Raw genomic sequence first — 16,001 nt, 5'->3', positions numbered from 1 at the left:
TAAACTTTAAACTTTAAACTTGAAACAAAAGTAAAATGAAAATAGTAATCATAAATTACGGCGCAGGAAATATTCAAAGCATAAAATTCGCCATTGAAAGATTAGGTTTTGAGGCTGTTTTGAGTAATGATTGGAAAGAAATTAAGGCTGCAGACCGGGTGATATTTCCGGGTGTAGGCGAAGCTAGTTTTGCAATGAAAATGCTTATTGACAGTGGTCTTGATGTATTAATTCCAACCTTGAAACAACCCGTTTTGGGAATCTGTTTGGGCATGCAATTGATGTGCAACAAATCAGAGGAAGGAAACACTACAGGTTTAGGAATTTTTGATGTTGATGTGATCAAATTTACGCCAAAAGTTAAAGTGCCACAGATGGGCTGGAACCAAATTTACAATTTGAAATCGGATTTATTCAACGGAATTTCTGAAAATGAATATATGTATTTAGTGCATAGTTTTTATGCTCCTAATTGCCCTGAAGCCATTGCTACAACTGATTATGAAGTTGAATATGCTTCAGCTTTACAAAAAGATAATTTCTACGGAACACAATTTCACCCGGAAAAAAGTGGCGATATTGGAGAGCAAATTTTAGGAAATTTTTTAAAACTTTAAGTTGATTCTTTAAGACTTTCGACTTACAAACTTTAAGACTAATTAAAATGAGAATAATACCCGCAATAGATATCATAGACGGAAAATGTGTTCGCTTATCAAAAGGCGATTACAATACCAAAATCATCTACAACGAGAATCCGCTTGAAGTGGCTAAGTCATTTGAAGCACATGGAATTGAATATTTGCACTTGGTTGATTTAGACGGAGCAAAGTCAAGCCAAATTGTGAATTATAAAATACTGGAGCAGATTGCTACTCATACCAAATTAAAAATTGATTTTGGTGGTGGATTAAAATCGGATTCCGATTTAAAAATTGCGTTTGAAAGTGGTGCGAATCAAATTACAGGTGGAAGTATTGCCGTGAAGAATAGAGAACTATTCGAAAAATGGATTGCAGAATATGGTTCTGATAAAATTATTTTGGGAGCAGATGCGAATAATGAAAAAGTAGCGGTTTCCGGTTGGTTGGAAGATTCAAACGAAGATTTGATTCCTTTTATACAAGACTACCAACATAAAGGAATTCAGTATGTAATTTGTACGGATATCGCCAAAGACGGCATGCTTGAAGGACCATCTTTTGATTTATATGCAAAAATTTTGGATGAAGCCAAAGGAATAAAATTAATTGCTTCAGGAGGAATTTCTACTTTTGACGAGTTGCCAAGACTAGCCGAATTGGGTTGTGAAGGAACGATAATCGGAAAGGCGATTTACGAGGGACGAATTTCATTGAAACAGTTAGAACAATTTATCATAATGTAGGTTTAAGTAGAGACGCACTGCAGTGCGTCTCTACAGTGCGTCTCTACGTAAAACAATAAAACGATGTTAACAAAAAGAATTATTCCCTGTCTCGATATAAAAAACGGAAGAACCGTAAAAGGTGTTAATTTTGTAGACTTACGGGATGCCGGAGATCCCGTGGAACTGGCCAAAATATATTCGGATGAAGGTGCTGATGAATTGGTTTTTTTGGATATTTCGGCAACGGAAGAAAGAAGAAAAACCCTAGTTGATTTGGTTCGAAAAGTAGCTTCAACGATTAATATTCCGTTTACTGTTGGTGGTGGAATTTCATCTGTAAAAGATGTTGAAATATTGTTGCAAAACGGTGCGGATAAGGTTTCGATTAATTCATCTGCTGTAAAAAATCCACAGTTAATTAATGATTTGGCTCAAAAATTCGGAAGTCAATGTGTCGTTGTTGCGATTGATGCAAAGCAAATTGACGGTCAATGGATTGTTCATTTAGTGGGTGGAAAAGTACCTACAGAATTGAATTTATTTGATTGGGCGAAAGAAGTTGAAGAACGCGGCGCAGGCGAAATCTTATTCACGTCAATGGATAATGACGGAACTAAAAACGGGTTTGCTAATGAAGCTTTGGCTAGACTTTCGGAATTAGTTAATATTCCGATAATAGCTTCCGGTGGTGCGGGAAACATACAACATTTTGTGGATACTTTTTTGGATGGAAAAGCAGATGCAGCTTTGGCCGCGAGCGTATTTCATTTTAAAGAAATTGAAATCAAGACATTAAAAACAGAGCTTAAAAATAATAATATCGAAGTTAGGATATAGAAACAGATAATAGAATAAAGAGAAAAGAAAATCCGATTAGACAATCTTTCAATCTTTAATTTTTTAATCTTTAAATAAAAAAAATGAACATAGATTTCTCAAAAAATACAGACGGATTAATTCCAGCCATCATTCAAGACAGCGAAACCAAAACGGTTTTGATGTTGGGTTTCATGAATGCTGAAGCGTATCAAAAAACGGTGGAAACTAAAAAAGTAACATTTTATAGTCGTACCAAACAAAGACTTTGGACAAAAGGCGAAGAAAGTGGCAATTTTCTGAATCTGATTGACATCAAAAACGACTGTGATAATGATACGTTATTAATTCAGGTAAAACCAGAAGGACCAACGTGTCACAAGGGAACTGATACATGTTGGGCAGACGAAAACAAGGAGGATTATGGCTTTTTAACAACGTTAGAGGATACGATTCAACTTCGAAAAGAAAATGCAGACTCTGAGAAAAGTTATGTGGCTTCCTTGTTTAAATTAGGGATGAACAAAATTGCACAGAAAGTAGGAGAGGAAGCCATTGAAGTGGTGATCGAAGCTAAAGATGACAACGACGATTTATTCTTAGGCGAAAGTGCTGATTTACTATTTCATTATCTTATTTTATTGCAAGCCAAAGGTTTTAAATTAGATGATGTTGTTGAAGTTTTGAAAAGTCGCCAGAAGAAAAATTAATTTATTTCATTCATATTTAGAAAACCCAATAGGAAATTCATTTGCTATTGGGTTTTCTTTTTTCTTTTATTTCCAATGGCAATCAACTATATTTACTATTATTTATAATTAAAGAAGCGCATACACGTAATGAATACAGATAATACCACCTTTAATCAAGATCTAAGCGATTCTATAATAAATACAGGATTACACATAATTCTGACAACTGACGAAGATGATTCTCGACCGGTTTATATTTCAGGAAATTTTAATAATTGGCGAACACAGGACAAAGAATTTGTGATGGAAAAGATTGGAAACGGTTCATATCACTACAAATTTTCTCATGATTTTGATTATCCTGCTATGCTTTTGTATAAATTTACAAAAGGAGATTGGAGTGAAGTTGAAATTGACAGCCATGGAAATCGAACCGAAAATCGCTCGACAGATGCGCATACTGGAATACAAAATGAACATGTTGCCAGGTGGAGAAAAAACTGGTTGCCATTTAAACAATCGTATTTGCCACAAGTGCAGTTGATATCGGATGAATTTAAAATTCCGCAACTCAACAAAACAAGAAAAATTTGGGCGCTTTTACCACATGATTATGATCATTCGAGTGAGAGTTATCCGGTGATGTATTTGCAGGATGCCCAAAATTTGTTCAACGAAAAAGCTGAATTTGGAAATTGGGAAATTGACAAAAAACTGGCAGTTATGTCCGAGTATAAAATTGGAAAAATCATAATCATTGCCATAGAACACGCTGAGGAAGATCGCATAAAGGAATATAATGTAGGGAAAACAGTTTTGGGAAAAGGGCAAGGCAAGAAATACATTCGTTTTGTAACAGATACACTAAAACCTTACGTTGACAGTAATTTCAGAACCAAAAAAGAACGTGAATTTACAGGAATAGGAGGAAGTTCCATGGGAGGATTAATCAGTATTTTTAGTGGCCTCAGGAATCCCGAAACATTTGGTAAGCTAATGATTTTTTCACCATCACTTTGGGTGGTTCCAGAACTAAAAATTGACGCAAAAAAAGCGAATACAGCAGACACCAAAGTATATTTATATGCCGGTGGTGATGAAAGTAAAACGATGATTGAGCACATAAAAAAGTTTCAGAATGATTTACTTTCGAACCAATTTATAGAAGATAAATCTCAAATTAATTTAAGTATTAACAGGCAAGGAAAACACAGCGAAACGTATTGGAGTGATGAATTTCCTAAGGCAATCGAGTGGTTGTTTTTTAATAAAAAAAATTCTTAAACGCACAATTTATTACAATTTAATCTTAAGAATAAAGCATACAGAATTCTATAAAATTCAACCAAAAGCTATAAAAATTAAAGAAAATGATAACAAAAACAATTACAAATTTAGATAGTTTTTCAGGTACAATTTTGATTCCGGTTTTTGAAACCTATTCAAAAAGTATTGTTCCTATAGCATTCCATGGACTGGAGATTGCCTCCAAAGTTTTTTTTGGAAAAAAAGATACACACTACGTAGCCGAAAAAAATGACAATACGTATATTTTTATTGGTTTGGGAAAAACGATTGATTACAAATCTTTAAAAACTATTTTTAGACGTATTTCATCCAAACAGAAAGAAAATTTCAGTTCGAATGTTGCTTTAGTTATACCAGAACAATGTGTTGAAGAACAAATTGAAGCAATGATTTCCGGTTTGCTTTTGGGAACGTATAATTTAGGTCATTTTAAATCCGAAAAAGAAGAACATCCTTTTTTAAATTCTGAATTTACCTTGAATTTGGTGACGGAAAATGATTATTTGGCTGCAGCCACAAAAGGAATTAAAATTGCAAAAGCGCAACTGAGTACTTATAATTTGGTCGATTTGCCACCTAACACAATCAATCCAAAATACTTGGCGATTTGGGCCAAGGAAACTGGAGAAAAATACGGATTTGATGTTGAAGTTCTTGGTTATGAAGCTTCAAAAATTGTTGGTCTTGGTGCATTTTTGGCTGTTGGAAAAGGTAGTGAAAATGAACCACAGTTTATTATCATGAATTATACTCCAACTACCGAAGTAAAACACATGAAACATGTTGGGCTTGTTGGAAAAGGAATCACTTTCGATACCGGAGGATTAAACATAAAAACAGCCGGAATGGTTCATATGAAATGTGACATGGCCGGTGGTGGCGCTGTATTCGGTGCGATGCAACTAATTGCTGATTTACAACTACCTATAAAAGTAACTGCAATTGTTCCTTGTGCTGAAAATGCTGTGGATGCCAAATCATTTTTACCCAGCGACGTAATTCATAGTTACAGCGGACATTCGATAGAAATTATTGATACGGATGCTGAAGGCCGACTTGTATTAGCGGATGGATTATCGTACTTAATTAAAAATTTCAAACCTGAATATATCGTTGATATTGCTACACTGACCGGAAGCAGCGTGGCAACTCTAGGCTATGAATGTGGTGCATTGTTTACCAATAATGTAGAAATGGCGAGGAAATTGCAAGAAAGCGGAGATTCAATAGGGGAACGATTGTGGCCTTTACCGCTTTGGGACGCTTACAAATCAGATATTGATAGCGATATTGCCGATGTCAAAAATTATAGCGGAAAACCAGTTGCCGGAGCCATAAGTGCTGCCAAATTTTTAGAATATTTTACGCAAGAACATAAAGCTTGGGCACATCTTGATGTGGCAGGAGTGGCATTTGGAGATGACGAATTTGCAAAAAGTAAACATGCAACAGCTTTTGGTGTTCATTTATTAACTAAATTCATAGAAAATTTATAACCAATGGAAAATTCTAAAACCTTTCTTTGTATTTCAAATTATTTCAAGGGTGCCGATTTTTTAATTAATTTAAAAAAGTTAGGCAACAAAGTCTATTTAGTGACGAGTGAAAAACTGAGAGATAAACCATGGCCTCATCAACATATTGATGAAATTTTCTACATGGAAGGTCAGGACGTCGATTGGAATCTAGAACATTTGTTGCTTGGTGTTGGGAATTTTATGAAGTCTACAAAAATTGATGCCATTGTTGCTCTGGATGATTATGATGTTGAAAAAGCTACTTATTTAAGAGAAAATCTGCGTATTGACGGGATGGGACAAACAACCGGACGTTATTTTAGAGATAAACTCGCCATGCGTATGAGAGCCAAGAGTTGTGGAATACCTATTCCAGCTTTTTGTTCTTTATTTAATGATCATGACATCAATACTTTTGCTGATACTATTGAAGCTCCATGGGTTTTGAAACCTCGTTCCGAAGCTTCGGCATCTGGGATTATAAAAGTTTATGACAAAGAGAATTTGTGGATTCATATCAATGAAATGGGGAATAACAGATTTAAATATTTATTAGAACAATTCAAACCAGGCGATGTGTATCATTGTGACAGTTTAATTTCGGACAGTAAAGTAATCTTTAGTTTGACTTCAAAATATTTAGCCACACCAATGGAAATTTCCCAAGGAGGAGGCGTTTTTCGTTCTGCAAATATCAAATATAATTCAGAGGATGATAAAGCTATAAAAAAGTTAAATGAGAAAGTAATGAAAGGCTTTGGATTGAAACATGGAGCCGCACATACCGAATTTATAAAAAGCAATGAAGACGGACAAATTTATTTTCTGGAAACATCTTCACGCGTGGGAGGAGCACATTTAGCGGAAATGGTTGCCGAAGCTTCCAATATCAATTTATGGAAGGAGTGGGCTTCAATTGAAAATGGATTAGTAAAAGACGATAAATATGTTTTGCCAAAAGTAAAAAAAGGATATGCCGGAATTGTACTGACCCTATCAAAATTCCAGCATCCTAATTTATCATCCTTTTCAGATCCTGAAGTTTGCTTTAAAGTGCCGCTGGAATATCATGCAGGATTAATTGTAAAATCAGATAATCAGCAGCGAGTTTTAGAACTTTTAGAAGATTATGGCAATCGTTTAGCCAATGATTTCACAGCCGTGGTTGAACAAAGTAAAGTTACCAACTTGCATTAAATACTCTTGTTGAATAAAAAAAAGCGACTGTTTCAATAGATATAGTCGCTTTTTTATTTAAAGTTGAGTTAAACTACAACTACACTGTTTTTTATATCTTCGTAGAAATTTTACATACTAAATAACCATTTCCATTTCTTTGTCACATGAAAAAAATAATTTTTATTTTTAGTTTTTTAGGATTTATTAGCTGTAAATCATACGATAATGGTAGTCTAATTGTATCTCAAAAACCGATTCAAAATGAATATTTTACTGTTGCATTTGGTTCCTGCGACAACCAGAAAATTAAGAATGAACTTTGGCCAGCAATAGATGAAAATCATCCGTCCGTTTGGATTTGGGGAGGTGATAATGTGTATTCGGATACCGAGGATATGCAATTTCTTAGAAATAATTATGAAATTCAGAAACAGGATGCTGATTATCTCAAATTTATTAAAGATAAAATCGTTCTTGGAACATGGGATGATCACGATTTTGGCGCCAATGACGGAGGAGTAGAATATCCATTTAAAAGAGAAAGTCAACAGTTATTATTAGACTTTTTAGGAACTTCACAAAACGCACCGGAACGAATAAGAGATGGAATTTATACTGCCAAAACAATTGCTATTGATGGAAATAAAGTCAAAATAATTGTCTTGGATTCTCGTTTTTTTAGAACAGCACTCACTAAAGCCACCGATTCAAAAAAGCGTTTCCAACCCAATAAATATGGTGAAGGTACCATGTTAGGTGAAACACAATGGAAATGGCTAAAAAAAGAACTTCAAAATTCCGATGCACAATTTAATGTTATAGTAAGTAGTATTCAGTTTTTATCCAATAAACATGGTTTTGAAGCTTGGGGAAATTTTCCTCATGAAATAGAAAAATTAGAGCAATTAATAGTTTCCACCAAAGTGAAAGGAACTTTTATAATCTCTGGAGATCGCCATATTGCTACATTTTCTTCCAAAAACGTTACTGGATTAGCGTATCCGTTAGTCGATTTTACCTCGAGTGGATTAACACATACTTATACTTCTTTTTCTGGCGAAGAAAATCCTTATGTAAAAGCAGAGGTGATTAAAGATATCAATTTTGGTTTACTGAAATTTGATTTTAAAAATAATAAAGTAATTATGGAAATTAGAGGAAAACAAAATAAATTGCTTCAAGAATATGTCCAAATCTATCCTGGAAAATAAATTTAAGTAATTATATTTCTACAATTTTAAAGGTTATTTTTGTCAAAAATGAATTCACTATGAAAAAGCAATTCCGTTATATTTTTATCACATTTATCATTTTTAATGGTTTAAATGCACAAGGACTTTTAGAAAAAAAAGAAGAAATATTCACCAGACAAGATACTTTACGCGGTAGCATCACCAAAGAAAGAGCATGGTGGGACGTAAAAAATTACCATCTTGACATAAAAGTAAATCCTGCAGATAGCACTATTTCTGGTTCCAATACTATAAAATATCAAGTTGTTGAGGAATATATGATTATGCAAATTGATTTACAAAATCCAATGCAAATTTTTAAAGTTATTCAGGACGGAAAGTCTTTAAAATACAGAAGAGAAGGAAATGCTTTTTTTGTAGAACTGGTTGCTTCTCAAACAAAAGGGGCAATAAAAGAACTGACTGTGTTTTATGGAGGAAAGCCAAAAGTAGCTGTAAATCCGCCATGGGACGGAGGAATCACTTGGAAAAGCGACACTAATGGAAAGCCTTTTATTGCATCGTCTTGTCAAGGATTGGGAGCAAGTGTTTGGTGGCCAAATAAAGATCACATGTACGATGAAGTGGAAAATATGCTGATCAGTGTAAATGTTCCAAATAATTTAACAAATGTATCCAACGGCCGTCTGATAAGCGTCAAACAACTAAAAGACGGAACCAAAACTTACAATTGGTATGTTTCAAATCCAATCAATAATTACGGTGTGAATATAAACATTGGTGATTATGTTTCTTTTTCTGAAAAATACAAAGGAGAAAAAGGCGATTTAGATTGTACCTATTATGTTTTACGAGACAATTTGGCGAAAGCCAAAAAACAATTTCAGGATGTTCCAAAAATGTTGAAAGCCTTTGAACACTGGTTTGGACCGTATCCTTTTTATGAAGACAGTTATAAATTAGTAGAAGCTCCGTATTTAGGAATGGAACATCAAAGTTCAGTGACGTATGGAAATAAATTTCAAAATGGATATTTAGGACGTGATTTGAGCGGAACGGGTTGGGGATTAAAATTCGATTTCATCATTATCCACGAATCTGGACATGAGTGGTTTGCGAATAATATTACGTATAAAGATATTGCTGATATGTGGATTCATGAGAGTTTTACGAACTATTCGGAAAGTCTTTTTGTAGAATATTACTATGGAAAAGAAGCTGGTTTTGAGTACGTTAGAGGAACTAGAAAAAACATCAAAAATGACAAACCAATAATCGGAAACTATGATGTGAACAATGAAGGTTCAGGAGATATGTATCCAAAAGGGGCGAATATGTTGCATACAGTTCGTCAACTGGTAAATGATGATGAAAAATGGAGAGGGATTTTAAGAGGTTTGAATAGTACTTTTTATCACCAAACGGTAACGACTAAACAAATTGAGGATTATTTAAGTCAGCAAGTTGCAATCGACTTATCGACTGTTTTTAATCAGTATTTAAGAGACACCAGAATTCCTACATTGGAATATTTTTTTAAGGATAATCAAATGGGTTATCGATGGACGAATTGTGTAACAGGTTTAAATATGCCTGTGAAAGTAACTTTGAATGGAAAGGATGAATTGCTGCAACCTGAAACGGAATGGAAAAGGATTCCTGCAAAAACTGAAAATTCAAAACTGGAAATAAACAAAAATTTCTATGTCGCTGGTTTTAACATTACAGAGTAATGCGAATCCCGGGTTGAAAGCCTATTTTTTTTTGTGCCGTTGGGCACTAAATATTGGTAGTAATCGGGTTTAAAATTCCTTAGCGCGCATTAGGTACGCAACAATTATGGTTTTGTTGCGTACCTACGGCACGCTAAAAACGTTTCAATTGTTGTTTTCTAAAAGAATATTTAGTGCCTAACGGCACATTTTAGCCCTTGATTCACCTAAATAAATGTTTTAATTCACTGACGTAAATAAAAAAGACCAATAAAATTTGGTCTTTTTTATTGGGTAAAAATATCGTTATTATCTTTCAAATAAACCAAGTGTTCCGCCCACCCAGTCTTTATCTTGATTGAATTTTACACCTATCATTTCGCCGCGACTCAACCGCACCAAATTACAGAGAAGAGTAGGAGCGGCATCTTCTTTTTTCCAAATACATAGAACACGAACTTCAGCTTTCACTTTTCCGTCTGGAGATTGCACAATAGGGAGGTAGTTTACTTTTTTTTGTAGAATATAAAGTTCTTTTTCAACAACAGCTTCAATATCTTCCTTGGTTACATGGAAAACAACTCCTGTTCCTGAAAATGAAAATAGCGGTTTTAGAACATAATTTTCTAAATCCTGAGGAATCTCTTTTAAGTCACTCAATAAAGTAGTTTCGATAAAATATTTTCCTTTTAAAAAAGGTAAGATAAATTTACTGATTCTGAAAAACCAATTAGGATGACCTGCCCATTCTACATCTAAATCATCGGAAAAATGAAAGTTTAATTTTAAATCCGTTCGTAAATCCAATTCATCAAAAATAACCCGGTTATAAATCCGTTTTATCAGGATTTCATCACCTTTTTCATTTTTATAAAACAGTAGTTTGTCTTTTTTAATGAGTTCGGTAACGCAAATTATCGGTATCCCAATATCTCGTTTGCAGTAATAAAAATCAATTTTGGTGTTTTGTTTTTCGGGTTCAATTTCAAGCAGAATAACATTTTCTTTTGGATGATGATTGCAAATTGCTTCCTCTAAAATATCCAAATATTCTTGTGGTTCAATATTGTTTATAAATGGAGTCAATTCACTAAGAAAAGGAAAGTGGTTTTGAAACTTTTGATATAAATTAAACTGATAATTGTACAAAGAAGGAAATCCTTGTACCTCGATTAGTTTAGGGATAATTTGACCGTTTTCTTCACAAATTCCAAAATCAATCGCTAAAAAAGTAGTGTGGCCATCCTCATTAGGAACTTTATGATTAAGCTCTAATGATTTGTTTGTGAGTGATTTAAAATCTTCTTTCAGAATGAAAGCTATAACATCATTGCAACCTTCAATTAATTGTTCTTTTAATTCTTTAGAAATAAAAAAAGGAGTTTCAGCTAAACGGAAAGTAGGCAAATAATTAAAATCGGAAGCAATATCATCTTTGAATTCCTGATATTTCTTTTCTGTAAACTGAGCATTAAATAACTCCCGATATTTTGTAATCATTTGAAATGTTTTAAGTTAGTTGGAGAATGTTTTTTTAGTTTTCATCAAATCATTGATTGCTATTCGAAGAAAATTAGGAATCAAAGTTTCATTTGTTCTGTAAATTTTATCATCATCCAATAAATCTTCCAGCATGTTTCTAAACTTCTTTTTTCCTTTCATTTTCATGATCTTCTCTTTTGCTTCTTTATTTCTCAAATGGGAAACAAAACTTATCGGATCAGCTTCGGGATGAAATTGTGTGCCCACAAAATAATCTGTAAAACGAACGGCCATAATCGCACGTTCATATTGTACATGATCTCTGATTTTCTCCAAAGAAATAATTTTCGCTCCTTTTTTGGCAAAAACACTAAGTTTAGGTTGTACGACCTGATAATCTCTTGAATCAATGGCATAAAAAGGATCCGCCAATCCTTCAAATAAAGGATCTGTCTGCCCTTCGTTCGTTTTATGCATAGTCATCACGCCAAAAGAAGTGTCATTTCTTTTGGTGACGGTCGCCAAACCAAAATGCAAACAAGCCATTTGAAAAGAATGGCAAATAAATAACACATGTTTTTTTACTGGATTTTCAACGTTCCATTTATTTAATGAATCAATAAAATCATAATACTTTTTATCCCAATTTCCATCTCCAATTAATGGATTTCCAGGACCACCCGTTGAAATATAAATATCAAAATCATTAATGTCAGGTAGTTGACTTTTCAAACGAACATCAAAAATTTTAAAACTCACTACGGGACTAAATCTATTTATAATTTCAATAATACAACGCATTCCCTGATTAGGTTCTCCGTTGTACATATCTAGAAGGGCTATTTTTATGATTTTATTGGGCATAATTTTTTTTAAAAAACAATAGGCAAAGGTAACTTATATTTTATAATCCTTTTGTAAATTCACTGGTTATAAAGTCAACCACCCTTGAAAGATCGCCCGTTTCTTGAAAAACAGCCAACTGCTTATCTGCTCCTGTTCCGTTTTTCAAAATTTCATGAACGTAATTTATATCGTCGCGACTTCCTAATTCATCCACAACATCATCAATGAATTCAAGCAATTCCAGAATAAGCATTTTTGTTTCTACTTCCTTTTGCAAACCAAAATCAATCATGTTATTCTCAATTCCGTAACGTGCCGCCCGAAATTTATTTTCTTTTATCAAGGCCAGTCTGTACACATTAAAACTGGTATTATTCGTATTCAATTTGTAAAGTTTAGCTACAATCGCCTGGATTATTGCCACGATACAAATGGTTTCATCCACTGTCAATGACATATCACAAATTCTGAATTCAATCGTATTATAAAATGGGTGCAACCTTAAATCCCACCAAATTTTCTTAGGATTATCGATACATTTAGTCTTTACCAAAGTCTCCAAATAATTATCATACGAACTCACTGAATCAAAATATTCCGGTAAACCCGTTCTTGGGAATTTATCAAAAACTTTCGTTCTGAAGGATTTGTATCCGGTTTGTCTTCCTTCCCAAAACGGAGAATTTGTTGAAAGTGCAAAGATATGCGGCAAGAAATAGGTTGCCTGATTCATCAATTGCAATCCGATTTCACGATTTTCAATTCCAACATGACAATGCATTCCAAAAATCAAATTAGAACGCGCCGCATCCTGCAATTCATTCACAATATCATGGTATCGGGGATCGTCCGTAATGGGCTGATCCTGCCATTTCGAGAAAGGATGCGTTCCAGCACCACCTACAATCAATTCTTGCTTGTCTGCCAGTTCAACAATTTTGGACCGTAAAAACCGAATCTCATTTCTGGCATCATTCACACTATGGCAAATATTAGTTCCCACTTCCACCACTGATTGGTGCATTTCCGACTTAACTTGCTCATTTAAAATTATTTTTGCGCCATCGACAATTTTCGACAAATGTGAACGCAAATCTCTGGTATCAGGATCTATAATTTGATATTCTTCTTCTACACCAAGTGTAAAAACGGGTAATTTTTTCATTAGTTTATTTTTTTTTGGAGCTAATTCCCGCTTTCCGCTTCAATCTTTTTTGTCCTGAAAAAAATCAGGACAAAAAAGGATTTCCACTTCAATCGGGGCTAGGGCATTTCGTAATCAATTTAACTTTTATCTAAAATTACATTTCTCTTCCCTTTGACAACTTCGTTTATAGTTGAAATTACACGATCTTTGCAATGACAAATTGAATACTGAGGCTGATTACTGAGTACTGATTACTTTCCTCCGGCGGCATCTTTGATAAAAGTACCCCAAGTCAAATTCATTTTGCCAGGTTTCTGTTTTTTTGCTGCATCAATTGCCATTTTTGCCGATTCTTCCACAACCCATTCAAAATTTTCAGCACCTACTGAAGATAACTCGGCATCAGGCGCTGGATTTCCAAAATCAATAGCGTAAGGAATGCCGTCGCGAACCGCAAATTCAACCGTATTAAAATCATATCCTAATCCTTTACAAAGTTTTAAAGTATAGTCTTTTATAGTTGCCAATAATTTTTTATTTACAGGAGGTCCATCAAGGACATAGCGTAAATGATGCGGGTTTCTTGGTTCGTACTGCATAATTCGAACGGCTTTGCAACCCAGACAATACACTCTGAAATACTCCGTGAAAACAATTTCCTCCTGTAACATCATCACTAATTGTCCAGTTTCCTGATGTTTTTCCCAAAATTCTTCTTTATTTTCTAATCGATACACGTTTTTCCAGCCGCCGCCGGCATACGGTTTCATGTACGCAGGAAAACCTATGTAGTCAAAGATTCCTTCCCAATCCATTGGGTATTTTAAATTTCGGAATGATTTTCCGGTCGTATCAGTAGGATGTTCTGCCGAAGGAAGAATCACAGTGTTAGGCAGTGGAACTCCAAGTGTATCAGCCAATGCATTATTGAAAAATTTATCATCAGCGCTCCACCAGAAAGGATTGTTGATTACATTGGTTCCTGTTAAAGCTGCATTTTTAAGATACGCACGATAAAAAGGAACATCTTGCGAAATTCGGTCAATAATTACAGCATATTGTCCATCTTGATTTTGAACTACTTTATCTATAGCTACTGCTTCAGCAATGATTCCTTTTTCGTTTTTTGAATTGACGCGGTCAATAAATGCTTGCGGAAAGGTGTCTTCCATTCCAAATAAAATTCCAATTTTTTTCATCTTGATTCTTTTATTAATTACTTAATTTCATTTTTTTTTCTGTTTTCGGCTAAGGGCTAGAAAAACTTAATTCTCGATAAATAATGCGGAAACATTTCTTTCCAAACCGGCCAGTCATGTTTTCGGTCCTGCCGAATATCCAGCCAGTGATGGACACTTCGATCACTTAAAACCTTACTTAATTTTAGACTCGCATCAAAGCAAATATCCCAATTGGAAGTTCCTAAGACGATATCCATTTGCCATAATTCAGGATCATTAAGTCCATATAAATAATCTTCCGGACTGTTGTAAAATACATCTTCGTTATGAAAACCATCCAAAAAACTCTTAATATTAAAAGCACCGCTCATTGAAAACAGGTGACTCACATAACCTGGATGACGAAAAGCAAAATTTGCTGCATGATAGCCTCCAAAACTGCAGCCAGCAATAGCAACTTTACCAGAAGAGGTATTATTCTTTACTTTTTCAACAATTTCGTGACAAATCATTTTGTCATATCTAACGTGATTTTCTATACGGTGAACGGGATGGATGTTTTTATTGTAAAAACTGTCCTTGTCAATACTGTCCGGGCAAAATATTTGGATTAAACCTTGCTCAAGATACCATTTTGCGGATTCGATCAATCCCATATCTTTGTTTTCATGATAACTTCCCATAGAAGTCGGAAATAAGATAACAGGATATCCAGCATGTCCAAAAACCAACATTTCAATTTCCCTGTTTAAATTTGGGGAATGCCATTTAAAATATTCTTCCTTCATACTATTAATTTTAACAATTATAATGAAAAAAAGTCATACAAACGGCATAGAAAAACTAACTTGAATAATAATTATTATAAAAAGATTAGAATTATTAAATTGGAATTTAAATTGTGACATTTAAATTAATAAGGAGTCATTTTTTACATTATAAGCAATAAATCAAATTGTTTTAACATATCGTAATTTCAAATATTAAAGGCATTCGGCTGTAATCAAGGATGATTAGAGCGTGAAAATATGTTATGGCTTCGGGAAATATTAAAAAATAGAAGTAAAACAGCTAATTACTTTTTTTAATTTCAAAAAGTTGCAATTGGCTTTTCAACCTCTCTACCAGCATACTCATCATTCTTTTATTGATATTGGAGGAGTTTTTTGTGTAAATGGCATATTCATCGGAAGTGAATAAACCTATCACCATTCCCTTCAAAACATTTCTAAATTTGATGTCTTTTTGGATTGCATTTTCTATGATCGATTGTTTTTTGTCAAGAGAATGGCTGTAAAAATCAGCTTTATTTTTACTGATATAATTGGTGAAAGAGGCCACAAATAAATCATTTTGTAGCTTTAGAATTGGTCTCAGCACTTCATTTTGAAATGATTCTTCAGTTGTAGATTGTGTGGTAACGGAACCAATGGTTTGTCCTCGAAATTCACTTAAAAAAGTATCACGCTCGTTCATTTTTTTTTATTTAAAATTAAAAAAAAATAGGCGGAATGAAGTTAAAATTTTAATTTTTTATAAAGAATTAAACATTTGGTAAT

Annotated in this window: 15 protein-coding genes; 9 read left to right on the top strand and 6 right to left on the bottom strand. The window is 33.9% G+C overall.

Annotated features, from left to right (window positions below; translation table 11 throughout):
- Positions 1-35: 35 nt before the first annotated feature.
- The 9 genes from hisH to E0F89_RS13490 all read left to right on the top strand — a co-directional run bounded on the left by hisH (position 36) and on the right by E0F89_RS13490 (position 9,807).
- Positions 36-617: an imidazole glycerol phosphate synthase subunit HisH gene (gene hisH, locus E0F89_RS13530; RefSeq protein WP_131910309.1), complete on the top strand. Its 582-nt coding sequence runs from the start codon at positions 36-38 to the stop codon at positions 615-617.
- Between the two features lie 47 nt (positions 618-664).
- Positions 665-1,387 (top strand): 1-(5-phosphoribosyl)-5-[(5-phosphoribosylamino)methylideneamino]imidazole-4-carboxamide isomerase, encoded by a 723-nt coding sequence (gene hisA, locus E0F89_RS13525; RefSeq protein WP_131910308.1) that lies wholly within the window; start codon positions 665-667, stop codon positions 1,385-1,387.
- Between the two features lie 63 nt (positions 1,388-1,450).
- The gene (hisF, locus tag E0F89_RS13520; protein WP_131910307.1) at positions 1,451-2,206 is read left to right on the top strand and encodes an imidazole glycerol phosphate synthase subunit HisF; all 756 of its coding nucleotides are present in this window, start codon (positions 1,451-1,453) and stop codon (positions 2,204-2,206) included.
- Between the two features lie 83 nt (positions 2,207-2,289).
- Positions 2,290-2,895 carry a bifunctional phosphoribosyl-AMP cyclohydrolase/phosphoribosyl-ATP diphosphatase HisIE gene (gene hisIE / locus E0F89_RS13515; RefSeq protein WP_131910306.1) on the top strand — a complete coding sequence of 202 codons (606 nt, stop codon included), beginning with the start codon at positions 2,290-2,292 and terminating at the stop codon, positions 2,893-2,895.
- 129 nt (positions 2,896-3,024) lie between these two features.
- Complete coding sequence (locus E0F89_RS13510) at positions 3,025-4,161, top strand: alpha/beta hydrolase (protein WP_131910305.1); 1,137 nt, start codon at positions 3,025-3,027, stop codon at positions 4,159-4,161.
- 86 nt (positions 4,162-4,247) lie between these two features.
- Positions 4,248-5,681 carry a leucyl aminopeptidase family protein gene (locus tag E0F89_RS13505; protein WP_131910304.1) on the top strand — a complete coding sequence of 478 codons (1,434 nt, stop codon included), beginning with the start codon at positions 4,248-4,250 and terminating at the stop codon, positions 5,679-5,681.
- A 3-nt stretch (positions 5,682-5,684) separates the two neighbouring features.
- A complete protein-coding gene (locus tag E0F89_RS13500; protein ID WP_131910303.1) occupies positions 5,685-6,899 on the top strand; it encodes an ATP-grasp domain-containing protein in 1,215 nt (404 codons plus the stop codon).
- A 146-nt stretch (positions 6,900-7,045) separates the two neighbouring features.
- Positions 7,046-8,092 (top strand): alkaline phosphatase D family protein, encoded by a 1,047-nt coding sequence (locus tag E0F89_RS13495; RefSeq protein WP_131910302.1) that lies wholly within the window; start codon positions 7,046-7,048, stop codon positions 8,090-8,092.
- A 59-nt stretch (positions 8,093-8,151) separates the two neighbouring features.
- Positions 8,152-9,807: a M1 family metallopeptidase gene (locus tag E0F89_RS13490; RefSeq protein WP_131910301.1), complete on the top strand. Its 1,656-nt coding sequence runs from the start codon at positions 8,152-8,154 to the stop codon at positions 9,805-9,807.
- A gap of 288 nt (positions 9,808-10,095) precedes the next feature.
- On the opposite strand, the gene E0F89_RS13485 is transcribed toward E0F89_RS13490, so the two are convergent.
- The 6 genes from E0F89_RS13485 to E0F89_RS13460 all read right to left on the bottom strand — a co-directional run bounded on the left by E0F89_RS13485 (position 10,096) and on the right by E0F89_RS13460 (position 15,918).
- Complete coding sequence (locus E0F89_RS13485; protein WP_131910300.1) at positions 10,096-11,286, bottom strand: ATP-grasp domain-containing protein; 1,191 nt, start codon at positions 11,284-11,286, stop codon at positions 10,096-10,098.
- Between the two features lie 15 nt (positions 11,287-11,301).
- On the bottom strand, positions 11,302-12,132 hold the full coding sequence (locus E0F89_RS13480; RefSeq protein WP_131910299.1) for a type 1 glutamine amidotransferase: 831 nt from the start codon (positions 12,130-12,132) through the stop codon (positions 11,302-11,304).
- Positions 12,133-12,172: 40 nt separating this feature from the next.
- The gene (locus tag E0F89_RS13475; protein WP_131910298.1) at positions 12,173-13,279 is read right to left on the bottom strand and encodes a carboxylate-amine ligase; all 1,107 of its coding nucleotides are present in this window, start codon (positions 13,277-13,279) and stop codon (positions 12,173-12,175) included.
- Between the two features lie 233 nt (positions 13,280-13,512).
- Positions 13,513-14,460 (bottom strand): ATP-grasp domain-containing protein, encoded by a 948-nt coding sequence (locus E0F89_RS13470; RefSeq protein WP_131910297.1) that lies wholly within the window; start codon positions 14,458-14,460, stop codon positions 13,513-13,515.
- A 56-nt stretch (positions 14,461-14,516) separates the two neighbouring features.
- On the bottom strand, positions 14,517-15,230 hold the full coding sequence (locus E0F89_RS13465; protein ID WP_131910296.1) for an esterase family protein: 714 nt from the start codon (positions 15,228-15,230) through the stop codon (positions 14,517-14,519).
- 283 nt (positions 15,231-15,513) lie between these two features.
- Entirely contained in the window at positions 15,514-15,918 is a 405-nt protein-coding gene (locus E0F89_RS13460) for a glyoxalase (protein WP_131910295.1), read from the bottom strand.
- Between the last annotated feature and the right edge of the window lie 83 nt (positions 15,919-16,001).

It is taken from the genome of Flavobacterium caseinilyticum (genome assembly GCF_004349085.1).
GTDB lineage: Bacteria > Bacteroidota > Bacteroidia > Flavobacteriales > Flavobacteriaceae > Flavobacterium > Flavobacterium caseinilyticum.
The sequence above is the reverse complement of the archived record's forward strand: the minus strand, read 5'-3'. Positions and strand labels throughout refer to the sequence as shown.